General features: G+C 71.8%; 19 protein-coding genes. 12 read left to right on the plus strand and 7 right to left on the minus strand.

All coding sequences use genetic code 11. The features are described from left to right. Nucleotides 1-126: 126 nt before the first annotated feature. On the minus strand, nt 127-1,047 hold the full coding sequence (locus ACFWY6_RS28750) for an SDR family oxidoreductase (RefSeq protein ID WP_384696185.1): 921 nt from the start codon (nt 1,045-1,047) through the stop codon (nt 127-129). Nucleotides 1,048-1,087: 40 nt separating this feature from the next. After that, complete coding sequence (locus tag ACFWY6_RS28755) at nt 1,088-1,891, minus strand: SDR family oxidoreductase (RefSeq protein ID WP_384696187.1); 804 nt, start codon at nt 1,889-1,891, stop codon at nt 1,088-1,090. A 68-nt stretch (nt 1,892-1,959) separates the two neighbouring features. On the opposite strand from ACFWY6_RS28755, the gene ACFWY6_RS28760 reads away from it, so the two are divergent. The 4 genes from ACFWY6_RS28760 to ACFWY6_RS28775 are packed head-to-tail and all read left to right on the plus strand — an operon-like array spanning nt 1,960 to nt 5,493. Beyond that, the gene (locus ACFWY6_RS28760; RefSeq protein WP_384696190.1) at nt 1,960-2,772 is read left to right on the plus strand and encodes an enoyl-CoA hydratase family protein; all 813 of its coding nucleotides are present in this window, start codon (nt 1,960-1,962) and stop codon (nt 2,770-2,772) included. Beyond that, on the plus strand, nt 2,769-3,632 hold the full coding sequence (locus ACFWY6_RS28765) for a CoA transferase subunit A (protein WP_384696193.1): 864 nt from the start codon (nt 2,769-2,771) through the stop codon (nt 3,630-3,632). Before ACFWY6_RS28760 ends, ACFWY6_RS28765 begins: the two co-directional genes overlap by 4 nt. After that, a complete protein-coding gene (locus tag ACFWY6_RS28770; protein ID WP_384696195.1) occupies nt 3,629-4,414 on the plus strand; it encodes a CoA-transferase subunit beta in 786 nt (261 codons plus the stop codon). Before ACFWY6_RS28765 ends, ACFWY6_RS28770 begins: the two co-directional genes overlap by 4 nt. A 17-nt stretch (nt 4,415-4,431) precedes the next feature. After that, entirely contained in the window at nt 4,432-5,493 is a 1,062-nt protein-coding gene (locus ACFWY6_RS28775; RefSeq protein WP_384696229.1) for an NAD(P)H-dependent flavin oxidoreductase, read from the plus strand. 52 nt (nt 5,494-5,545) lie between these two features. On the opposite strand, the gene ACFWY6_RS28780 is transcribed toward ACFWY6_RS28775, so the two are convergent. The 4 genes from ACFWY6_RS28780 to ACFWY6_RS28795 all read right to left on the minus strand — a co-directional run bounded on the left by ACFWY6_RS28780 (nt 5,546) and on the right by ACFWY6_RS28795 (nt 11,188). Further along, nucleotides 5,546-8,194 carry an ATP-binding protein gene (locus tag ACFWY6_RS28780; RefSeq protein WP_384696198.1) on the minus strand — a complete coding sequence of 883 codons (2,649 nt, stop codon included), beginning with the start codon at nt 8,192-8,194 and terminating at the stop codon, nt 5,546-5,548. 128 nt (nt 8,195-8,322) lie between these two features. Then, entirely contained in the window at nt 8,323-9,480 is a 1,158-nt protein-coding gene (locus ACFWY6_RS28785) for an acetyl-CoA C-acetyltransferase (protein WP_384696232.1), read from the minus strand. 232 nt (nt 9,481-9,712) lie between these two features. Continuing rightward, complete coding sequence (locus ACFWY6_RS28790; RefSeq protein ID WP_360780402.1) at nt 9,713-10,300, minus strand: TetR/AcrR family transcriptional regulator; 588 nt, start codon at nt 10,298-10,300, stop codon at nt 9,713-9,715. A 105-nt stretch (nt 10,301-10,405) separates the two neighbouring features. After that, nucleotides 10,406-11,188, minus strand: coding sequence for an SDR family oxidoreductase (locus ACFWY6_RS28795; RefSeq protein ID WP_384696201.1), 783 nt, complete (start codon nt 11,186-11,188; stop codon nt 10,406-10,408). A 153-nt stretch (nt 11,189-11,341) separates the two neighbouring features. On the opposite strand from ACFWY6_RS28795, the gene ACFWY6_RS28800 reads away from it, so the two are divergent. The 6 genes from ACFWY6_RS28800 (at nt 11,342) to ACFWY6_RS28825 (ending at nt 18,967) form a co-directional block, all read left to right on the plus strand. Then, nucleotides 11,342-12,514 (plus strand): acyl-CoA dehydrogenase family protein, encoded by a 1,173-nt coding sequence (locus tag ACFWY6_RS28800; protein WP_384696204.1) that lies wholly within the window; start codon nt 11,342-11,344, stop codon nt 12,512-12,514. Then, nucleotides 12,514-13,500, plus strand: coding sequence for an acyl-CoA dehydrogenase family protein (locus ACFWY6_RS28805; protein WP_384696207.1), 987 nt, complete (start codon nt 12,514-12,516; stop codon nt 13,498-13,500). The genes ACFWY6_RS28800 and ACFWY6_RS28805 overlap by 1 nt, the downstream gene beginning before the upstream one ends. A 205-nt stretch (nt 13,501-13,705) precedes the next feature. Next, nucleotides 13,706-14,872: an anhydro-N-acetylmuramic acid kinase gene (locus ACFWY6_RS28810; RefSeq protein WP_384696210.1), complete on the plus strand. Its 1,167-nt coding sequence runs from the start codon at nt 13,706-13,708 to the stop codon at nt 14,870-14,872. Between the two features lie 78 nt (nt 14,873-14,950). Further along, nucleotides 14,951-15,796, plus strand: coding sequence for a nucleosidase (locus ACFWY6_RS28815; protein ID WP_384696212.1), 846 nt, complete (start codon nt 14,951-14,953; stop codon nt 15,794-15,796). 4 nt (nt 15,797-15,800) lie between these two features. After that, the gene (locus ACFWY6_RS28820; protein ID WP_384696215.1) at nt 15,801-17,915 is read left to right on the plus strand and encodes an ATP-binding protein; all 2,115 of its coding nucleotides are present in this window, start codon (nt 15,801-15,803) and stop codon (nt 17,913-17,915) included. 68 nt (nt 17,916-17,983) lie between these two features. After that, nucleotides 17,984-18,967, plus strand: coding sequence for a DUF2510 domain-containing protein (locus ACFWY6_RS28825; RefSeq protein WP_384696218.1), 984 nt, complete (start codon nt 17,984-17,986; stop codon nt 18,965-18,967). A gap of 103 nt (nt 18,968-19,070) precedes the next feature. On the opposite strand, the gene ACFWY6_RS28830 is transcribed toward ACFWY6_RS28825, so the two are convergent. Next, nucleotides 19,071-19,706, minus strand: a complete 636-nt coding sequence (locus ACFWY6_RS28830; RefSeq protein WP_384696221.1) for a TetR/AcrR family transcriptional regulator C-terminal ligand-binding domain-containing protein — start codon at nt 19,704-19,706, stop codon at nt 19,071-19,073. A gap of 184 nt (nt 19,707-19,890) precedes the next feature. Between ACFWY6_RS28830 and ACFWY6_RS28835 the strand changes: the two genes are divergently transcribed. Both ACFWY6_RS28835 and ACFWY6_RS28840 read left to right on the plus strand, forming a co-directional pair. Continuing rightward, nucleotides 19,891-20,703 (plus strand): phosphatase PAP2 family protein, encoded by an 813-nt coding sequence (locus ACFWY6_RS28835; RefSeq protein WP_384696223.1) that lies wholly within the window; start codon nt 19,891-19,893, stop codon nt 20,701-20,703. After that, nucleotides 20,700-21,593, plus strand: a complete 894-nt coding sequence (locus ACFWY6_RS28840; RefSeq protein ID WP_384696226.1) for a DMT family transporter — start codon at nt 20,700-20,702, stop codon at nt 21,591-21,593. Before ACFWY6_RS28835 ends, ACFWY6_RS28840 begins: the two co-directional genes overlap by 4 nt. The last annotated feature ends 85 nt before the right edge of the window (nt 21,594-21,678 follow it).

Consider the following 21,678-nt stretch of genomic DNA (forward strand, 5'->3'; position numbering starts at 1 on the left):
ACACTGTTCTCTTTGGTGTTTGTGTGGTTTGTTTTTTTTTTATAGCCACCCCCACCACAAGCGCGGGCGGGTATAACCCCCCCCCCCCGCCCGGCGTCTGAGGACGAACTCGGCGCAGCCGGTGATCTACCTCGCCCCATACACCGGCTGAGGCACCTCCGCCCGCGAGAGCAGCTTCAGCGTCGCCTCCCCCGCCTCCGCAGGACTCCACCGCGCCCCCTTGTCGGCGCTGGGCCCCGGCCGCCACCCCTCCATCACGGTGATGCGCCCCGCCTCGGCCTCGAACACCCGCCCGGTGACACCGTCAGATGCCTCGGAGCCGAGCCAGACCACGAGCGGTGACACGTTCTCCGGGGCCATCGCGTCGAAGCCTCCGCCCTCGGGTGCGGCCATGGTCTCGGCGAAGGTCGACTCCGTCATCCGCGTCCGCGCGGCCGGCGCGATCGCGTTCACCCGTACTCCGTAGGAGCCGAATTCGGCGGCGGCGACCAGGGTGAGGCCCAGTATCCCGGCCTTGGCGGCGCTGTAGTTCCCCTGGCCGACGCTGCCCAGAAGGCCCGCCCCGGAGCTGGTGTTGACCACGCACGCGTGCCGCGCACGCCCGGCCTTCGCCTCGGCGCGCCAGTACGCCGCCGCATGCTTCAACGGCAGGAAGTGGCCCTTCAGGTGGACGCGCATGACGGCGTCCCAGTCGTCCTCCTCCAGGTTCACCAGCATCCGGTCACGCAGGAACCCCGCGTTGTTCACCAGGGCGTCAAGGCCCCCGTACGTGTCGACGGCGGCCGCGACCAGGGACGCCGCCCCCTCGGACGTGGCGATGTCACCGCCGTGCGCGACGGCCTCGCCGCCCGCCGCGCGGATCTCCGCGACGACGTCGTGCGCGGGCCCGCCGGACGCCCCGGAGCCGTCGGGCCCCACACCGAGGTCGTTCACGACGACCTTCGCGCCCTCGGCGGCGTACGCGCGTGCGTGCGCTCGCCCAAGGCCGCGCCCCGCGCCCGTGACGATCACGACACGGCCCTCGCAGATTCCGTTCCTGGCAGTCATGCGGGATCCCTTCCCCTTGCCGGTGGCTACTTGCTGGTGGCTACTTGTTCGCGGACGCCGCGTCGAGGAACGCCGGGCGCTCACCGCCGCCGTGCAGACGCAGCGCCGCGCCGCTGATGTAGCGCGCGCCCTCGGAGGCGAGGAAGACGCACGCGTCCCCGGCGTCCGACGGGTCGGCGAGCCGTCCCAGCGGGACCGTGCGGGCGACCTCCGCGATGCCGGCCTCGTCGCCGTAGTGGAGATGGGCGCTCTCGGTCCGGGCGAGGCCGAGGACGACGGTGTTCACCCGCACCGTGGGGGCCCATTCGACGGCCATGGTGCTTGCCAGGTTCTCCAGGCCCGCCTTGGCCGCTCCGTAGGCGCCGGTGCCGGGCGAGGGCCGCGTGCCGCTCACGCTCCCGATCATCGTGATGCTGCCGCCCGCGGGACGCTGCGCCCGCATCACCTCGTACGCCGCGAGAGACGCGTACAACGGGGCCAGCAGGTTGAGTTCGACGATCTTGGCCTGGCGGGTCGGTGACGCATCGGCGAGCAGCCCGAAGGGCGAACCACCCGCGTTGTTCACCAGCACGTCCAACCGGCCGTGATCGGCGGCCACATCGGCGAAGAAGGTGCGCGCGGCCTCCGGGTCGCGCAGATCGAGGGGGCGGAACTCGGCCGCCGCGCCGCCCGCTTCGACCGGGCTCTGCGGCGGCCTGCGGGCGCAGACGACGACGTGCGCGCCGGCGGCGAGGAAGCTGCGCGCGATGCCGGCGCCGACGCCCCGGGTGCCGCCGGTGACGACGACCACCTGCCCCGCGCCGTGCCGCCCGGCCGGTGGCACACCCTGTCGCGTGTCAGTCATCGCTGCTACCTTTCCAACTAACAAATGTTTGGTTGAAAGCGCCTGGTTGAAAGGTAGCGGATCCTCTGATGTCTGTCTCCACCTCGGCCCCGGACAAGGGCGTGGCCGTCGTCACCGTCGACTTCCCACCCGTCAACGCCCTGCCTGTGCGCGGTTGGTACGACCTGGCGGCCGCCGTGCGCGAGGCGGGCCGGGACTCCGGGACGCGCTGTGTGGTCCTTGCAGCGGAGGGACGCGGTTTCAACGCGGGCGTGGACATCAAGGAGATGCAGCGCGACAGCGGGCACAGCGCACTGATAGGCGCCAACCGCGGGTGCTACGAAGCCTTTTCCGCGGTGTACGAATGCGAGGTGCCGGTCGTCGCGGCGGTGCACGGCTTCTGCCTGGGCGGCGGCATCGGGCTCGTGGGCAACGCGGACGCGATCGTGGCGAGCGACGACGCCACCTTCGGCCTGCCCGAGCTGGACCGCGGCGCGCTCGGCGCCGCCACCCACCTCGCCCGCCTGGTGCCGCAGCACCTGATGCGCGCCCTCTACTACACCTCGCGCACGGCGACCGCCGCCGAACTGCACGCGCACGGCTCCGTGTGGCGGGTGGTCCCGCGCACGGAACTGCGCGATGCGGCCCTGGAGTTGGCGCGGGAGATCGCCCAGAAGGACGGGACGCTGCTGCGCTTCGCCAAGGCCGCGATCAACGGCATCGACCCCGTCGACGTGCACCGGAGCTACCGCTTCGAGCAGGGCTTCACCTTCGAGGCGAACTTGAGCGGCCTGGCCGACCGCGTCCGCGACGGCTTCGGGACCAGGGACGAGACGGACGAGACGGACGAGCTGAGCGACACGAAACAGACGAACGAGACGGATGAGAAGGGCAGGGCATGACGGACAAGACCATGACGCCCGACGAGATCGTGGGGCGGCTGCGGAGCGGGATGACGCTCGGCATCGGCGGCTGGGGTTCGCGCCGCAAGCCGATGGCTCTGGTGCGGGCGCTGTTGCGGTCCGAGGTCACGGACCTCACCGTCGTCGCGTACGGCGGTCCGGACATCGGCCTGCTCGCAGCGGCCGGACGGATCCGCAAGCTGGTGACGGCGTTCACGACGCTCGACTCGATCCCGCTGGAGCCGCACTTCCGGGCGGCACGCGAGCGTGCCGCCTTCGAACTCGTCGAGCTGGACGAGGCGATGTTCATGCAGGGTCTGACGGCGGGCGCCCAGCGGCTGCCGTTCCTGCCGATCCGCGCGGGCCTCGGCTCGGACGTGCTGCGGGTCAACCCCCGGCTGCGTACGGTCACTTCGCCGTACGAGGACGGGGAGGAGCTGGTGGCGGTGCCCGCCCTGCGGATGGACGCGGCGCTGGTGCACATGAACCGCGCGGACCGCCTGGGCAACGCCCAGTATCTGGGCCCCGATCCGTACTTCGACGACCTGTTCTGCGAGGCGGCGGACACCGCGTATGTGTCGTGCGAGCGGATCGTCGAGTCGAGCGCGCTCACCGAGCACGCGGCGCCGCAGACGATGCTGATCTCGCGGCACGCGGTGACGGGGGTGACCGAGACGCCGAAGGGGGCGCACTTCACGTCGTGCGTGCCGGACTACGGCCGGGACGAGCCCTTCCAGAAGGCGTACGCCACCGCGGCGGGCGACCCGGACGCCTGGCGGGCGTTCCAGGACCGCTTCCTCTCCGGCACCGAGCAGGACTACCAGACGGCCGTCCAGACCTGGCACAAGGAGCAGCGATGACGCAGACCGAATCGGCGACGCCCGCCGCGACCGCCGTCACCCGCGCCGAGTACTGCGTGATCGCCTGCGCCGAGGCCTGGCGGGACGCGGGCGAGGTCCTCGCATCCCCGATGGGCACGGTGCCGTCGATCGGGGCCCGCCTTGCGAAGCTGACGTTCTCGCCGGATCTGCTGCTCACGGACGGGGAGGCGCTGCTGATCGGCGACGTTCCCGCCGTGGGGGCGCCGTCGGCGGTGACGGAGGGCTGGCTGCCGTACCGCAAGCACCTGACGATGGTGATGGGCGGCCGGCGTCACGTGATGATGGGCGCGAGCCAGATCGACCGCTTCGGCAATCAGAACATCTCCTGCATCGGCGACTGGGACCGGCCCAAGCGCCAGCTGCTCGGGGTGCGCGGCGCGCCGGTCAACACCCTCAACAATCCGGTGAGTTACTGGATCCCGCGGCACTCGACGCGCGTCTTCGTCGAGAAGGTCGACATGATCAGCGGGGTGGGCTTCGACAGCGCGGCGGCGGCCGGGCCCTCCGCGACGCGCTACCACGATCTGCGCCGGGTCGTGTCGGACCTCGGCGTCTTCGACTTCTCGACGCCGGACCACGCGATGCGCATCGTCTCGCTGCACCCGGGGGTGACGGTCGATCAAGTGCGGGAGGCGACAGGCTTCGCCCTGCATGTGCCGGACGACGTCCCGTCCACGCGCGAGCCGTCGGCGGAGGAACTGCGGCTGATCCGGGACGTGGTGGACCCGCGCGGCCTGCGGGACCGCGAGGTGCGCGCATGACGCCGGGACCGGCGACCATGGAGACGGCGCTGACCAGGCTGGTCGGCGTCCGCCACCCGGTCGTGCAGACCGGCATGGGGTGGGTGGCAGGCCCCCGTCTGGTCTCCGCGACGGCGAACGCGGGCGCCCTGGGCATCCTGGCCTCCGCCACGATGACCGTCGACCAGCTGCGCTCCGCCGTCCAGGAGGTCAAGTCCCGTACGGACGAGCCGTTCGGGGTCAACCTGCGCGCCGACGCGGCCGACGCGCGGGACCGCGTACGCATCATCGTCGAGGAAGGGGTACGGGTCGCGTCCTTCGCCCTGGCACCGTCGAAGGAACTGATCGCCGAGCTGAAGGACGCCGACGTCGTCGTCATCCCGTCCATCGGCGCGCGGCGGCACGCGGAGAAGGTCGCCGCGTGGGGCGCGGACGCGGTCGTGGTGCAGGGCGGCGAGGGCGGCGGGCACACCGGGGAAGTGGCGTCCACGGTGCTGCTGCCGCAGGTCGTGGACGCGGTGGACATCCCGGTGATCGCCGCGGGTGGCTTCTACGACGGACGAGGGCTCGTCGCCGCGCTCGCGTACGGCGCGGCGGGTGTCGCGATGGGCACGCGCTTCCTCCTTACCTCGGACTCGACGGTCCCGGACGCGGTGAAGGCTCGCTACTTGGCGGCATCGGTCAAGGACGTCACGGTGACGACCCGGGTGGACGGCCTCCCCCATCGCATGCTGCGCACGGACCTGGTGGCCGCCCTCGAGAAGTCCGGCCGTCTGTCGTCCCTCACGCGGGCGGTGCGCCATGCGGCGGCGTTCCGCAAGCTGTCCGGGATGGGCTGGCGGGAGATGGCCCGGGACGGCCTGACGATGCGGCACGGCAAGGATCTGACGTGGAGCCAGATCCTGTTGGCGGCGAATACGCCGATGATGCTGAGGACAGCCATGGTGGACGGCCACCCGGAGGCGGGCGTCATGGCCTCCGGGCAGGTGGCAGGGCTCATCGAAGACCTGCCCTCGTGCAAGGAGTTGATCGCGCGCATCATGGACGAGGCAGCGGAGGTGACGGGACACCTGGGACGTCTGAGCCCGTCCGGCGTCTGAGGACGAGCCCGGCGGAGCCGGTGGTCCACGGCGATCCGTGGCCACCGGCCGCTCACACCCCGGCCACCGCCAGCGACGCCCGCGCCCGGGCGACCAGACCGTCCGCCCCGCACGCGTCGGCCAGGGCAAGCCCCCGCGCCAGCTCACTGGCGGCTCCCGCCGCGATCCCGTACTCGACCCGGGCCACCGCATGTTCGTACGCGCACGGCGAAGCCTCCAGGCAGGCGACCGCTCGCGCGTACAGATCGACCGCCCGCTGCCCGCTCTCCAGGGACGCCGCGCACCGCAGCGCCTCCCCGATCGCCGTCTCCGTGCCGAACAGCTCCGCCTGGACCCGCGCGTCCGCGGCCAGTTCGGCGGCCCGCCGCGGATCGTCCGAGGCCAGCGCGCGGGCCAGATCGTGTGCCCAGGGCGCGACGATCGTGTTGTAGCGGCCGCGTGCGTTCGACGCCTTCGCGGCGACCTCCAGTTCGTTGACGCCTTCGGTCCGCCGCCCCACGGCGATCAGCAGACGGCCGCGTACGGAGTGGATGTCGGGCACGAAGATGGTGGACGGGTAGGGCGGCGCGATGCCATAGCGTTCGGCGACTTCATGTGCCTCGTCGACCTTGCCGCGTGCGAGCAGCGTGTCGATGAGCATGCACGCGGCGTCCCAGTGCATCGGCAGACCGCTGCCGACCCGGTCGGCGAGGCGCAGGCTGTCCCGCAGCGAGGCCTCCGCCTCCTTGAGGCGTCCGCGCCTGCGGTGCACCAGACCGACCCAGGCCTTGGCGAGCGCCAGGTGGCCGCCGCTCCAGCCCGCGGTCTCATAGGCGCGGACCGCCTCGGCGAAGAGGCTCTCGGCGCGGTCGAGCCGGTCGGTGAAGATGTAGGCGCTGCCCAGCATCATCAGGAGCTCGAAGCCCCACTCGGTGTCGGTCCAGCCGAGGCCGGGTGCGAGCCGGCCGTTGACCAGGGCGCGGTCGCAGAGTTCGACGATCTCCTCCGCGTTCTCCCCACGGGTCATGGCGTCGAAGGCGCGCAGGATCAGCAGGGCGCGCTCGGAGTTGTCGCGTCCGGGCAGCGGTCCGGCGAGTGCGGCAAGGCGGCGTGAGCGGCCCGTCGCGTCCTCCTCGCCTGCGTGGATGCCCTCCCACATGTAGTGGACGCCCTGCAGCCGCATCCGGTCGGGGCCCGGTTCGAGGCGCGCGGCCTCGGCGTCGACGACGCGCAGCGCCTCCTCCAACTGGTCGTTGTGCACCAGGGCTTGGGACAGCCGGCAGACCGCGTCCACTCTCAGCGTGCGGTCGAGCCCCGGCGTGTGGAGCGCCTCACGGAGATGGCGGATGGTGGTGGCGGGCGAGGTGAGCAGGGTGGCGCAGCCCAGTTCGTAGAGCACGCGCGCGTGGTTCTCGGGCAGCGGCGGTTCCCGCAGGGCCCGCTCAAGACAGCGGCGGGCGGCGTCCGGCGCGCCGACCGCGAGATGCTCGGCCGCGGCGTGGCGCAACTGCTCGACCAGTTCGGGGTCGTCGTCCGGGTGGACTTCGAGGAGGTGCCGGGAGGCGGCCGCGGCGCCACGCCCCGACAGCGTGACGGCCCAGGCTGCCTGGCCGTGCATCGCGGTGCGCGTCGCGGGCGGGATCGAGCGGTAGACGGTGCTGGCGATCAGCGGGTGGACGAACTCCATGCCCTGGTCGTCGCCGAGCAGGATGCGGGCCGTGCGCAGTCGCTCCGCGCACCGCTGGGCCGACTCGCGCGTCATCCCGGCGAGCGAGGCGGCCAGGTCGAGGGGGATCGCCTCGCCGAGGATCGCGGCCGCCCACGCGAACCGTGTGACGTCCGTGCCGAGGCCTTCGAGACGGGCGACGAGGCCACGGCCGCGCGCCGATCGGTTCAGGGCGCGCAGCTCGTCCGCGGAGCCCTCGACCGGTTCGAGCTCGCTGTCCTGCACCTTGGCGAGCAGTTCCACGGACTCGTACGGATTGCCGCCGGTGACCGCCCAGACCTCGCGGCAGAACGGGGCGTCGGCGTGCTCGCCGAGGGTGGCGCGGGTGAGTCCGGCCGCGGCCTCGGGGGTGAGCGCCTGCAGCACGGTCGAGGGACCGGAGGCCGCGCCGACCGCCGCGTGGTGGCGTGCGCTGTCGCCCCTGGCCTCGTCCGGCCGGTGGGCGACCACGACGAGGACCGGCAGTTCGGCGAGGCGCTGGGAGAACGCGGCCAGCCAGTGCAGGGTCTCCTGGTCGGCCCAGTGCGCGTCGTCGATGATCAGGACCAGCGGCCAGTGCAGTCCCGCCAGGCGTGCGACCGCCTCGACCAGGCCGTCGCACACGCCCTGCGGGTCGGCCTGGACGCCGCCCGGCTCGGCTATGCCGAGCGCGGGGCCCGCGATCTCGTACCAGTCGCCGAGATACTCCCGGGCCTCGTCGGGCGTGAGGGAGACAAGCGCCGGCTGCAGCAGTTGTCGTACGACGTTGAAGGGGACGGAGGTGACGGTCTCGCCGCCGCGCGCGGTCCAGACCGTGGCCCGTCCCTCCGCGATCCGGCGCACCTCGGTCAGCAGTGCCGTCTTGCCGATGCCCGCCTCACCGCGGAAGACGAGCAGTCCGCCGGCCGTCATCGAGTCGGAGCACAGCTCGTCCACGGCACGTGCGGCCGCCGCGAGTTCCGCGTCGCGCTCCCACAGCGGGGCCCAGTTGGCTCCTCCGGGCCGTCCCTGCGTCATCGCGCTACCTCCTGAGGTCGCTCAATCGACGTACAGACCTCGAGACTAGCGGGGTAGTGGGTCTCTCGGTGCGGGGTCCGGGCAGCTACCGCCGCAAGGGGTGAGAGTCGGGCCGGGGCTGGACGCCGTCAGAGCCGTTCGATGATCGTCACGTTCGCCTGGCCGCCGCCTTCGCACATGGTCTGGAGCCCGAACCGGCCGCCGGTTCGCTCCAGTTCGTGCAGGAGTGTCGTCATCAGTTTGACGCCCGTCGCACCGAGGGGGTGGCCGAGGGCTATCGCGCCGCCGTTGACATTGACCTTGTCCGGGTCGGCCCCGGTCTCCTTCAACCAGGCGAGGACGACCGGCGCGAACGCTTCATTGATCTCGACGAGGTCGATGTCGTCGATGCTCATGCCGGTCTTCTTGAGCGCGTACGCCGTGGCGGGGATCGGCGCGGACAGCATGCGGATGGGGTCCTCGCCGCGCACCGAGAGGTGGTGGATACGGGCCCGGGGCGTCAACCCGTGGTCCCGCACGGCCCGTTCGCCGGCGATGAGCATGGCGGCCGCGCCGTCCGAGACCTGCGAGGAGCAGGCGGCGGTGATCGTGCCGTCGTCCAGGACGGGCTTGAGGCCCGCCATCTTCTCCAGGGTCGTGTCACGGCGCGGGCCCTCGTCGGTGGTCACCTCTCCATGGGCGACGAGTTCGCGGTCGAAGCGGCCCTCGTCGATCGCGCGGATCGCCCGCTGGTGCGAGCGGAGCGCGAACTCCTCCATGTCGCGGCGGGATATGCCCCACTTCTCGGCGATCAGCTGGGCGCCGTGGAACTGGTTGACGGGCCGGTCGCCGTAGCGGGCGCGCCAGCCCTCGCTGCCCGCGTACGGGCCTTCGGTGAGGCCGAGCGGCTCGGCGGCCTGCCGGGACGCGAAGGCGATGGGGATCATCGACATGTTCTGCGTGCCGCCGGCGACGACGAGGTCCTGGGTGCCGGACAGGACGCCCTGTGCCGCGAAGTGCACGGCCTGCTGCGAGGAGCCGCACTGCCGGTCGATCGTCACGCCGGGCACCTCTTCGGGCAGTCCGGCCGCGAGCCAGCTGGTGCGGGCGATGTCGCCCGCCTGCGGGCCGACCGTGTCCAGGCAGCCGAAGACGACGTCCTCGACGGCGGCCGGGTCGACGCCCGTGCGCTCGACGAGTGCCTTCAGGGCATGGGCTCCCAGGTCGGCGGGGTGGACGGCCGAGAGGCCTCCCTTGCGCCTGCCGACGGGGGTGCGGACCGCTTCGACGATGTAGGCCTCGGCCATGACTGCGTACTCCTCGTGCTCCTCGGTCGGTGCGGCCGTCGGTCGACGGCGCGCGCTCTGAGCGGTCTTGTCGAAGTGCGGTGCGGTTCCGTGCCCCGAAGGGGCGCGGGGCTGTGACATGTGCGGCTCCGCCGCGAAGGGGGTCCCCCCTGTTCGAGCGAAGCCGAGAATTTGGGGGAGCGACCAGCCACATGCGGCCCGCAGATCAGGCACCGGTCTTCCAGCGGAGCGCTCAGGTGCGTACGGAGATGCCGTCCAGGACCATCGAGAGGTACTGGCGGGCGATCTCCTCGGGGCTGTGGCCTCCGCCGGGGCGGTACCAGGACGCGGCGACCCAGACGGTGTCGCGCACGAAGCGGTAGGCGAGCCGGATGTCCAGGTCGTCGCGGAAGACGTGCTCCGCGACGCCCCGCTCAAGCGTCGTCAGCCATGCCTTCTCGAAGCGCTGCTGCGAGTCGGCCAGGTACTGGAAGCGTTCCTGCGCGACCAGCTGCTTGGACTCCTTCTGGTAGATGGCGACGGCGGCGCGATGCCGGTCGATCTCCCGGAAGGACTCGGTGACGAGCGCCTCGAGCGTCTCGCGGGGGCCGAGCTGCGACTGGAGGACGGTGTCGTATCCATCCCACAGCTCGGTGAGGAAGGTGGAGAGGATCTCTTCGAGCATCGACTCCTTGGAGTCGAAGTGGTAGTAGAGGCTGCCGGCGAGCATGCCGGCGGCGTCCGCGATCTTGCGGACCGTGGTCGCGTTGTAGCCCTGTTCGGCGAAGACGTCGGCGGCGATCGCGAGGAGCTCGCCTCGGCGCTCGGGTGAGGGGCTCACCGGGGCCTTCTTCTTGGTGGTGCTGCCTTGCTTCTTTGTAGTGCTGCTCTGCTTCGGTGTTGTGGTGCTGCTCTGCTTCGGTTTCGACACACGGTCATTCTCCGCCTAGGCGTGCTGATTGCTGACCGAGACCGTCTCCCCCGTCATGTACGAGGAGTACTCACTGGCCAGGAAGACGATGACGTTGGCTATCTCCCAGGGCTCGGCATACCGCCCGAACGCCTCGCGCGCGGTGAGCTCTTCCAGCAGCTCGGGGGAGGTGACCTTCGCGAGGTGGGGGTGCACGGCGAGGCTGGGCGAGACGGCATTGATACGGATCCCATGGGGAGCGGCCTCGACGGCGGCGCAGCGGGTGAGCGCCATGACGCCGGCCTTCGCCGCGGCGTAGTGCGCCTGGCCCGCCTGGGCGCGCCAGCCGAGCACCGACGCGTTGTTCACGATCACGCCGCCCCGGTCGGCGGCCCGCATGCGGCGCAGGGCGGCCCGGGTGGAGCGGAAGGTGCCGTTCAACGTCACGTCGATGACCTTGTCCCACTGCTCGTCGGTCATCTCGGTCAGCTCGGCGGTGCCCCCGAGCCCCGCGTTGTTCACGACGACGTCCAGACCGCCGTGACGCTGCTCGGCCAGGTCGTAGAGGGCCTGCACTTGGGCCTCGTCCGTGACGTCGCAGGGCGCGCCGTCGACGCGGTCGGCGCCGAACTCCCCGGCGAGCGCTTCCACCGACTCCTTCGTGCGGCGCGGGTGGGCGTCGCCGATGACGATGCGCGCGCCCTCCTCCAGGAAACGGCGCGCGGTGGCTCCGCCGATGCCGGCTCCTGCCGCGGCGGTGATGACGGCCGTGCGGCCCGCGAGCAGACCGTGTCCCGGCACGTATTCGGGCGCGTCCATGCGCGGCCCCCTTCTTCACTCTCGACGGTTCGCTCTCGACGGCTGACTCCCTTCAAGGTAATCTACCAAACACTTGTTAGGGAAGAGTGCCGGGAAAGAGCCGGGAAAGAACCGACCGCAGAACCGAAGAGGAACCGAAGAGGTGGGCCACTGATGGACCTCGACTTCACCGCCGGAGAAGGGGATTTCAGGCAGCGGGCACGCGCCTGGCTCGACGCGCACGTGCCGGCCGAGCCACTGCCGTCACTGGAGACGGCGGAGGGCTTCGCCGCGCACCGCGCCTGGGAGCATGAGCTCGCGGCCGACCGCTGGTCGGTGGTCTCCTGGCCCGGGGAGTACGGCGGGCAGGGCGTCGGCATCGTCAAGTGGCTGATCTTCGAGGAGGAGTACTTCGCGGCGGGCGGCCCCGGCCGGGTCTCGCAGAACGGCATCAACCTCCTCGCGCCGACCCTTTTCGACTTCGGCACGGCCGAGCAGCGCGCGCGGATCCTGCCGCCGATGGCGAGCGGCGAGGTGATCTGGGCGCAGGCCTGGTCGGAGCCCGAGTCCGGCTCGGACCTCGCGTCACTGCGCTCCACCGCCCGCCGCACGGACGGCGGTTGGCTGATCAGCGGGCAGAAGACCTGGTCGTCGCGGGCCGCGTTCGCCGACCGCGCGTTCGGCCTGTTCCGCAGCGATCCGTCCGGGACCGAAGAGGGCAAGCCGCACCGGGGCCTGACGTATCTGATGTTCCCGCTCGACGCGGACGGCGTGACCGTCCGCCCCATCGGCCGCCTCGACGGCAAGCCCGCGTTCGCCGAGCTCTTCCTCGACGACGTCTTCGTACCGGACGAGGATGTGATCGGTGAGCCCGGCCAGGGCTGGCGCATCGCCATGTCGACGACCGGCAACGAACGGGGTCTGACGCTGCGCTCCCCCGGCCGCTTCGTCGCATCGGCCGAGCGCCTGGTGCGGGAGTGGCGCGCGCACGGCGACCCGGCGGACACGGCGCTGCGCGACCGGGTGGCCGACGCCGTGATCGGCGCCCGCGCGTACCAGCTCTTCACGTGGGCCAACGCCTCGCGCTTCGCGGCGGGCGAGACGATCGGCGCCGAGTCGAGCCTGAACAAGGTCTTCTGGTCCGAGTACGACATCGCGCTGCACGAGACGGCGCTCGATCTCCTGGGCGCGGAGGGCGAGTTGACGGAGGGCGAGGCGGCCGACGGCGGCGAGTGGGCCGAGGGATACGTCTTCTCGCTCGCCGGGCCGATCTACGCGGGCACGAACGAGATCCAGCGCGACATCATCGCCGAGCGGCTGCTCGGTCTGCCGAAGGGACGCCGCTGATGAGGTTCCTCCTCGACGCCGAGCAGCGCGAGTTCGCGCGCTCGCTGGACGCGATGCTGACGGCGGCCGGCACACCGGCGGCCGCCCGGGCCTGGGCCGCCGGGGACCACGCGCCGGGGCGCGCCGTGTGGGGGCGGCTCGCGGACGCGGGCGTGTTCGCGCTCGCCGCCCCCGAGGAGTACGAGGGGCTGGGCCCGCTCCCGGTGGAAGTGGCCGTGGCCTTCGTCGAGCTGGGCCGTCATGCCGTGCCAGGGCCGGTGGTCGAGACGGTGGCGGCGGCCGCGCTCCTCGCCCGTCTCGCCGACCTCGGTGACGCGGAGCCTGCCAAGCGGCTGCTTCCGCCCCTGGCCTCGGGAGACGCCATGGCGACGCTCACGCTCCCCGAGGGCGGTCCTTTCGCGCTGGACGCGGACGCGGCGACGCTGCCGCTGATCGTCACGGAGGGAGAACTGCGCCGCGCGTCCGGGCACGCGCGCGTGGGCCGCTCCTTGGACCCGGCACGCCGCCTCGCCCGCCTCCACCCCACCGGTGAACTCCTCGCATCGGGCCCCTCGGTGACCGCCGCCGCCCGCCACGCGGCGGACTGGGCATCGCTCGCCACGGCCGCGCAGGCGCTCGGCACAGGCCTTGCGCTGCTCGACAAGACCGTCGCGTACGTCAAGCAGCGCACCCAGTTCGGCACACCGATCGGCGGCTTCCAGGCCGTCAAGCACCGCCTCGCCGACGTCCTGACAGGCCTCGAATTCGCCCGCCCGCTGCTGTACGGCGCGGCGCTGACGATGGACACCGCCGATGTGGCCGCCGCGAAGGTCGCGACGGGCGAAGCCGCGTACGCCGCCGCCCGCGCGGCACTCCAACTCCACGGAGCGATCGGCTACACGGCGGAGTACGACCTCTCCCTGTGGCTGACCAAGGCCCGTGCGCTGCGCACCGCGTGGGGCGATCCCGCCACGTGCCGGGCACGGGTGCTGGCCTCGGACGGGTGAGATCCGGCCGCCGACGTGGGATGACAGGCCAGGTTCGCGCACCGCTGCCCCGTGCGCGGATCGCCGCGTCCTCGGCGGACGGGGCAAGGCGCCACGCCCGGTCCGCCGAACTGGATCGTACGTACGAGTGCGCACACCGCGTCACGCTGCGATGATCAAACGCGCTGGTGAAACGCACTGGTGAGGAGAGCGAGAGGGGCAGCACGTGCGCGTAATCGGGCTGATGTCGGGGACTTCGTACGACGCCATCGACGCCGCTGCGGCCGACCTGACGATCGAAGGCGATCGTCTGGTGCTCACCCCGCTGGGGCTCATCACGCGCGGCTATGACGAGGCGCTGCGGGCGGCGCTCGCCGCGGCGCTACCGCCCGCCGCGACCACGCTGGCGGAGGTCTGCCGCCTGGACACCCGCATCGGCCAGGCGTTCGCCGCCGCCGCGGCCGAGGCGGACCGCGAACTGTGCGACGGACAGGCCGAGTTGGTCGCATCGCACGGCCAGACCGTCTACCACTGGGTCGAGGAAGGCCGGGTGCACGGCACGCTGCAGATCGGGCAGCCCGCATGGATCGCCGAGGCCACCGGGCTCCCCGTGGTCGCCGACTTCCGCCCCCGCGACATCGCCGCGGGCGGCCAGGGCGCACCCCTGGTCGGCCTCGTCGACCAGATGTGGCTGCGCGGCCGGCCGGGCGCCCCCACCGCGCTGAACCTGGGCGGCATCGCCAACATCACCGCCCCGGACGGCACCGCGTTCGACACGGGACCCGCCAACGCCCTCATCGACGCGGCGGTGCGCGACCTCACGCGGGAGCGGCTCGGCTGCGACCTCGACGGCGAGATGGCCGCGCGCGGCACGGTCGACGAGAAGCTCCTGGCCGAGCTGCTCGCCGAGCCCTACTACGCCAGGACCGCCCCGAAGACCACCGGCAAGGAGCTCTTCCATCTGCCCTATCTGCGGGCGGCGCTCTCCGGGTACGAGGCGCTCACCCCCGAGGACGTCGTCGCGACCCTCACCCTGCTGACCGCTCGCACGGTCGCCGACGCCGTGCGTTCGGCCGGCGCCTCCGAGGTCATCGCCTCCGGCGGCGGCACACGCAATCCGACGCTGATGGCGTTCCTGCGGGCCGAGTTGGGCGACATCCCCGTGCGCACCTCCGACGAGCTCGGTCTGCCGTCCGCAGCGAAGGAGGCGTACGCCTTCGCCGTCCTTGGCTTCCTGACCGCGCACGGGCTTGCCGGGACGGTTCCGCGGAGCACGGGAGCGCGGCACGCGAGCGTACTGGGTTCGATCACTCCGGGACGGCGCGGCCTGCGCCTTCCCGATGCGGTCTCCGTGGGGCCGGTGCGACTGGTGGTGGATGGGGCAACTCGCTGAGCGGCAGGGGCACTTGTGGACACGCGCCGTCACCACGTCCTGGGTCCCCCGCGCCTTGAACGGCAGTACTTTAGGCACATGCCGCAGACACCACCCACCGTGGCCGTGCTCACCGCGCTCCCGCTGGAGTACGCCGCCGTGCGGAGCCATCTCCCCCAGGTCGAGAAGCTCGTCCACCCGCGCTTCGGCACCCGTGCGGTGCGCGGGCCGCTGCCCGGAAGCCCTTGGCACATCGCCCTGTCGGAGATCGGCGAGGGGACGCTGACCGCGGCCGCGCTCACCGAGCGTGTGGCCACGTGGCTGGAGCCGCGGGCGGTGCTCTTCGTGGGCGTGGCGGGCGGCCTGAAGGACGACATCGAGATCGGGGATGTCGTCGTCGCGACCAAGGTGTACGGCATCCACGGCGGCAAGCAGACCCCGGAGGGTTTCCTCGTGCGCCCTGAGGCATGGCGGGCGCCGCACGACCTTGATCAGACGGCGCGGGAAGCGCTGCGCGGCAGGGCGCGCTTCAAGCCGATCGCCGTGGGGGACGTGGTCCTCGCCGACGCGTCATCGGCGATCGCCCAGCATCTGCGGACCCATTACAACGACGCCGTCGCCATCGAGATGGAGGGCAGCGGCGTCGCTCACGCGGCGCATCTCACCGGGGAGTTGGGGGCGCTGATCATCCGCGGGATCAGCGACAAGGCCAATCCCGACAAGGCCGTGTGCGACGCCTCGGGGAGCCAGGGGCTGGCCGCGGGCAACGCGGCGGCGGCGGCCGTAGCGGTCGTCCGCGAGATGGTGACCCCTCGGGCCCCAGGCCTCCCACCCGGCGAGGCCTCGCCCCCTCGGCAGTACGGCGGTGACCACATCGACTTCAGCCACGGCACCTTTCACGGGCCCGTGACCGGGAAGATCGTGAACGGACCGGGTGGTGCGTGACCCCATGACCACGGCACACAGCGGCGATCACACCGACTTCGGGGGCGGGACCTTCAACGACAGCGTCATAGGCAAGGTCGAGGGCGGCCTGCACCAGCACAACCACCACCACGGGCCGGTTCCGATCGCCACTGCCTCGCTGCCCGCGCCGCCCGCCGGATTCACCGGCAGGGACGGCGACTTGGAGCGGCTGCTTCCGGTGCTCGACCCGGCCGGTGTGGACACGGGCCTTCCCGTCGTCATCTGCGCCGTCTCCGGCCTCGGCGGCATCGGGAAGACGTCGCTCGCCCTGTACGCGGCCCAACTGGCCGACGCCGAAGGGTGGTTCCCCGGCGGCACGCTCTTCGTCGACCTTCGCGGGTACGACGACAATCCGGTCACCGCGGATCAGGCGGTGCTTGCGCTTCTCGACGCGTTGGGCGTACGTGGCGCGCGGCTTCCGCAGACGACGACCACGCAGTACGCGTTGTACCGAACGCTCCTGGCCAAGGAACAGCAACCGATGCTGCTCGTGCTGGACAACGCTTCCGACCCGGCACAGATCACCGGACTACTGCCCGGAGCGGGAGCGGGACAGCATCGCGTCCTTGTCACCTCGCGCGACCGGCTGACCGACCTTTCCGCCCGGCTGATCGATCTGGACACACTCTCCCCTGAGGCCGCCGCCGATCTGCTGACCCTCGCACTGCGCCTGAGCGACGACCGTGACGACCGTCCGGCGCGTGAGCCGGACGCGCTGCGCGAGCTCGCCGTCGTGTGCGGCCACCATCCCCTGGCCCTTCAGATCGCCGCCTCGATGCTGCGGAAGCGGCGGTATCGCAGCATTGCCTCGCTGGTCGTCGACATCCTGGACGCCGCCGATCCGACCGACATACTCGCGCTGCGTCCGGTCTTTGATGTGTCGTACGCGCGGCTTCCGGGTCCGCAGGCCCGGCTGCTGCGGATGCTGGCGCTGGCTCCGACGGCGGAAGTGGGCACCGACGCGGCCGCGGCGTTGGCCGATGTGTCTCCCGACTCTGTCTTCGGTCTACTGGAGGATCTGGCCGCCGCCCACTTCGTCACGGCTGTGGCCGGGGCGGAGTCGGGTGCCCTGCGATGGCGGCTGCATGACTTGGTACGGGCGTACGGAGTGCGGATCGGCGCCGGGGACGCGGGGTTGCCACAAGATGCGCAGGCCGCTCGAGGACGGCTCCTGGACTTCTACCTGCGGTGGGTGGATGCCGCCGACGACCAGTTTCGGCCCTCGAGGGACCTTGCTCCGGGACTGTTCGAAGGGCGTGCAGAGGCCTTGGAATGGCTGGACACGGAGCGGGCGAATCTCGTGGCAGCCACGCAGTGGGCCGAGGACGACCCGCACGCACCGACGGCCAGCAGCCTCGCGCTGACCCTGTGGAACTACCTGGACCAGCGGCGGTACTTCGAGGATCTGATCACTGTCAGCCGGGTCGCTCAGCGGGCCACCAAACGCACGGGTGACACAGCCAACGAAGCTGATGCGTGGACCAACCTCAGTTCTGCATTGGACGAATTGGGGCGCACGGAGGAAGCCATCGACGCCGCCACACGTGCTCGCGACTTGTGCCGGGCAACTGGCGATACCGGCGGCGAGGCCCGGGCGTTGAACCACCTGGGCGGCTCGCTGGTAGACCTGGGACGGCTGGACGAAGCCATCGAGGCACACACCCTCGCCCGCCACCTGTACCGTGGCAGCGGCTACCGCGAGGGTGAGGGCAGCGCCTGGGACAACCTCGGCATCGCGCTGGGGGCAGTCGGCCGGAGCGAGGATGCCATTGAAGCCCACACCGGCGCCCTCCATCTGCTCCAGGCCGTCGGCGGCCGTCGCAGCCAGGGCATCGCCTGGCACAATCTCGGCGGCGCGCTGACGGCTGCCGGCCGGACGGACGAAGCCATCGAAGCACTCGGCCATGCCGTGGACATCTGCCAGGAGCTCGATGACTGGTACGGCGCGGGCCAGTCCCTGACGGAACTCGCTCGCGCCCACGAGGCCGCCGAACATCCCGACCTGGCCCGCGCGACCTGGCTCCGGTCCGCCGAAGCCTACGACCACGCCGGTGCCCCGGCCGAAGCCGCCAAGTCCCGCCTCAACGCCGACCAGTAGCCCCGTCCAAGGCCCCCGGCCCGACCCCTCTCATCCCCCTCTAACCAAACCCTCATACCCTGACGCCCATGACCCAGGTAACCCCTCCCGGCTGGTACCCCGACCCCGGACAGTCAGCTGACGGTCCCCGCACCGAGCGTTGGTGGGACGGAAACGTATGGACGGACCAGGTACGGGCGGTGGGAGCCGCCGCCGGGTTTGGTGGTGCTCCGCCCGCGGCACCTGCGGGGTATCCGCCCGCCGCCCCCGGGTATCCGAGCTATCCCGCGTACCCGGTCGGCCCCCGCCGCGGCCTCCGCACAGCCATAGCCATAGGCATCGCCGTCGTCGTGCTCGCGGGCATAGGCGGCGGCGTGTACTTCCTCACCTCCGATGACGACGGCGGCGGGGGCAGTGAAAGCGTCGCCAAGTCGCCCTCCCCGGCGGCCCCTTCGGAACCCGGCACGCCCCAGGAGCCGCGGGCCCCGGAGTCGTCTCAGCCCCCGGGCGGGCCGTCCGCCGCGCCGCCCAGTGAGGAGGGGTACGCCACCGACATCATCAGCGGCATCAGCCTTCCTGTGCCCGACGGCTGGACCGGCGTCGCCGCGGGCGGCGGTGCCTCGGTGACGACGGGGCCCTACCCCTGCCCCAGGGATACCTCCAAGACCTGCAGCCGGGGCGGCGCGTACTCGGGGCCCGCCGAGCGGTTCAAGGTCGAGGCCAAGACGGCGGAGGCGGCCGCGAAGGCCGACATCGCCGTGAACGCCAAGGAGTCGTACGGCGGAAAGACCTACGGAAAGGTCACCTCGCACAAGGAGCTGGCCTCGAAGGCCGTCACCGTCGCGGGCCAGAAGGGCTATCTCGTCCGCTGGAAGGCGGTCACGGAGAAGAGCGACGACGGGTACGTCCAGTCGCTCGCGTTCCCCTCGCCCACCGACAAGTCCACGATCGTCATCGTGCGCTTCGGCATCGACGTCAACGAGAAGTCCCCGAAGCTGACCGTGATGGACGAGATCACCAAGGGGATCAAGGCCGCGCCCGGCGGTGGAGGCGGCAGCGGCCAGGAAGTGTGACGCGCGGGGCACCGCCCCGGCGGAGCCACGCCACCCCCGTCCCCACGGTGTGGCGCGGCGCAGGCAGATCGGGGCCCGTCATCCGTCGGGCCCCGGTCCACGATCAGTCGGGGTCGGTGAGACCCAGGGCGGGGAGCACGCACGCCTCCACGAAGCGCGCCAGATACTCCTCGTCCGCGTACTTGCCCTCCAGCATCGGGCGGGCCCGGACCACGCCGATGAGCTGGGCCGTGATGAACCGCGTCGCGGGGTGGTCCGCGTCGATCTCGCCCCGTGCCACGCCGCGGGCGACCAGCTCGTCCAGGGCCTGGGTCTCGGGCTCGACCAGCGCTTCCCGCAGCGCGTCGCGCAGGTCCTCGTCCTGCAGGACCGCGTGGCTGAGCGCCATCACCAGCATCGAGTCGCGGCTCGACCACTCCCCCGCGGCCCGCGCCGCCTCTCGCAGGTCACCCGCGAGCGTGCCGGTGTCGATGCCCGCGAAACGGACGCAGCGGTTCGCGCGCAGCGCGGCGGCCACGAACTGGGGCTTGGTCTTCCACTGGCGGTAGAGCGTGGACTTGCTGCAGCGGGTGGTCGCGGCCACGCCCTCCATGGTCACGGCGTCGTAGCCACACTCACGGAGCTGGTCGAGGACGGCGTCGTAGAACTCCTGCTCACGCTCGGGCGTGATCTTGGAGCGGCGCGGCGAGCCCCCGGGGTCCGCTGTCGCTGTGTCTGCTGCCTGGTCCCGCGACGTCATGACTCTTCTCCTCGATGCGGCGTCTTCACCGGCCTGCGGCTTCATCGACCCTTCCGATACGCCAGTGTACCGGTACAGGTTCGTATCGGTACACTCCCGTATCGGTACACTGGCGTATCGATGTGTGGGGCGATCCCTCACGCACTACCCGCACCACCCAGTCATCACGTAAAGGGGCCGGGGGATGGAATCCCGAACCGAGCCTGCCGAAAGGGAACCGGACATAGCCGTCCGGGAGCCGGACACATCTGCCCGACCGCCCCTCGTCCGCGAGCTCCTCCTCGTCGTAGGACTCTTTCTCGTCTACAAATTCGGCAGGCAGCTGGCCAACGGTCACACCGGTGAGGCCTTCCGCAACGCGCATCACGTCTGGGACGCCGAGCGCACCCTGCGGCTGCCCGGCGAGGGCGCCGTCCAGGACGTGCTGCTCGGCAGCGACACCCTGGTGCACATCGCGAACACCTACTACGCGACCGTGCACTTCCCGGCGACCGCGCTGTTCCTGGTCTGGCTCTATCTGCGGCGGCCCCGGCACTACGTATGGAGCCGGCGTGTGCTCGCCGCGCTGACCGCGGCCGCGCTCGTGCTGCACCTCGCCTTCCCGCTCGCGCCGCCCCGGATGCTGGACGCGGCGGGGCTCGTGGACACCGGACAGGTGTACGGGCCGACGGTGTACGGCGCGGCCCCGCAGACGGACTCGATGGCCAACCAGTTCGCGGCGATGCCGTCCCTGCACTTCGGGTGGGCGCTGATGCTCGCCGTCGGTCTGATCGCCGCGACGTCGTCGCGGTGGCGGTGGCTGTGGCTGCTGCATCCGCTGATCACCCTGCTCGTGGTCGTCGGGACCGCCAATCACTACTGGCTCGACGCCTTCGCGGCGACCGCGCTCCTCGGGATCGCGCTCGCCGTGATCAGGCTGCCGGTTCCCGGGCGCTCGCTGGTCGTACGACGGCACGCACCCGCGCGTGAGCCGGCCGCCTCGGGGGCCGGGCGGTGAACGCCACACTCGTCGCCGTCGCGCTCTCGCTCATCTCCGCGGCCGCGTACGCCACCGCCGCCGTGGCCCAGGAGCGGCTCGCGTCGCGCATCGCGGACAGCGGCAACGGCGGGCTGCGCCTGCTGGCAAGCGGCCCCTGGTGGTCGTCGGTCGGGCTCAACGCGTCCGCGGCACTCCTTCACGTGGCGGCCCTGAAGTACGGGCCGCTCACCCTGGTGCAGCCGCTCGGCGCGCTCACGCTGGTCGCGGCCGTGCCGCTGGGCGCGCGGCTCGCGGGGCGGCGGGTCACCCGCCTGGAGTGGCGCGGCACGGGGCTCACGCTCATCGGGCTCGGCGCGCTGCTCCTGACCGCGTCCGGGCCCGCCCCCGACGACACCCTGAAGCTGCCGGAGGCGCTGGCCGTCGCGGGCGTCACCATGGCGGTCATCGGGGTGCTCTCACGGCCGGGCACCCGGCCGGGGCTGCGGCACGCGACCGCTTCCGGGTTCGCGTCGGGCGTCGCGTCGGCGCTGACCCAGACCGTGACGGTCGCCGCGACGGACCACTCGGGGCCGCTGTTCAGCCCGCAGGTGATCGTCGTGGCGCTGCTCGTCGCCGCGTTCGCCGTGGGCGGCCTCTTCCTCTCCCAGACCGCCTACCGCGGGGGCCTGGGCGCACCGCTCGCCGTCGTCACCCTGGCCAACCCCCTGGCCGCCGCGGCCATCGGCCTCACCCTGCTCGGCGAACGCCTGCAGGGCGGCGTGGCGGGACTGTTCCTCGCGGCGGGGGGTGCGGCCCTGGCGGCGTACGGGGTGGTCGTACTGACCCGCTCACCGCGGGCCGAGGTGCACGCGAAGGCACCTTCGGAAGACTTCCTGCCACCCATCCCGAGCCAAGCCGTAGCCCCGTAAGGGGCGCGGGGAACTGCGCGACAAGCCACAACGCACCCGCGGCCGAAGACACAGAAACGGCATCGGGCGCCCCTGAACCCAGGGG

The organism is Streptomyces sp. NPDC059037 (genome assembly GCF_042740015.1).
GTDB lineage: Bacteria > Actinomycetota > Actinomycetes > Streptomycetales > Streptomycetaceae > Streptomyces.

Bases quoted from the DNA above. Each gene is read 5' to 3' on its own strand.
- ACFWY6_RS28750 (WP_384696185.1), bottom strand. From the start codon at position 1,047: ATGACTGCCAGGAACGGAATCTGCGAGGGCCGTGTCGTGATCGTCACG.
- ACFWY6_RS28755 (WP_384696187.1), bottom strand. From the start codon at position 1,891: ATGACTGACACGCGACAGGGTGTGCCACCGGCCGGGCGGCACGGCGCG.
- ACFWY6_RS28760 (WP_384696190.1), top strand. From the start codon at position 1,960: ATGTCTGTCTCCACCTCGGCCCCGGACAAGGGCGTGGCCGTCGTCACC.
- ACFWY6_RS28765 (WP_384696193.1), top strand. From the start codon at position 2,769: ATGACGGACAAGACCATGACGCCCGACGAGATCGTGGGGCGGCTGCGG.
- ACFWY6_RS28770 (WP_384696195.1), top strand. From the start codon at position 3,629: ATGACGCAGACCGAATCGGCGACGCCCGCCGCGACCGCCGTCACCCGC.
- ACFWY6_RS28775 (WP_384696229.1), top strand. From the start codon at position 4,432: ATGGAGACGGCGCTGACCAGGCTGGTCGGCGTCCGCCACCCGGTCGTG.
- ACFWY6_RS28780 (WP_384696198.1), bottom strand. From the start codon at position 8,194: ATGACGCAGGGACGGCCCGGAGGAGCCAACTGGGCCCCGCTGTGGGAG.
- ACFWY6_RS28785 (WP_384696232.1), bottom strand. From the start codon at position 9,480: ATGGCCGAGGCCTACATCGTCGAAGCGGTCCGCACCCCCGTCGGCAGG.
- ACFWY6_RS28795 (WP_384696201.1), bottom strand. From the start codon at position 11,188: ATGGACGCGCCCGAATACGTGCCGGGACACGGTCTGCTCGCGGGCCGC.
- ACFWY6_RS28800 (WP_384696204.1), top strand. From the start codon at position 11,342: ATGGACCTCGACTTCACCGCCGGAGAAGGGGATTTCAGGCAGCGGGCA.
- ACFWY6_RS28805 (WP_384696207.1), top strand. From the start codon at position 12,514: ATGAGGTTCCTCCTCGACGCCGAGCAGCGCGAGTTCGCGCGCTCGCTG.
- ACFWY6_RS28815 (WP_384696212.1), top strand. From the start codon at position 14,951: ATGCCGCAGACACCACCCACCGTGGCCGTGCTCACCGCGCTCCCGCTG.
- ACFWY6_RS28820 (WP_384696215.1), top strand. From the start codon at position 15,801: ATGACCACGGCACACAGCGGCGATCACACCGACTTCGGGGGCGGGACC.
- ACFWY6_RS28825 (WP_384696218.1), top strand. From the start codon at position 17,984: ATGACCCAGGTAACCCCTCCCGGCTGGTACCCCGACCCCGGACAGTCA.
- ACFWY6_RS28830 (WP_384696221.1), bottom strand. From the start codon at position 19,706: ATGACGTCGCGGGACCAGGCAGCAGACACAGCGACAGCGGACCCCGGG.
- ACFWY6_RS28835 (WP_384696223.1), top strand. From the start codon at position 19,891: ATGGAATCCCGAACCGAGCCTGCCGAAAGGGAACCGGACATAGCCGTC.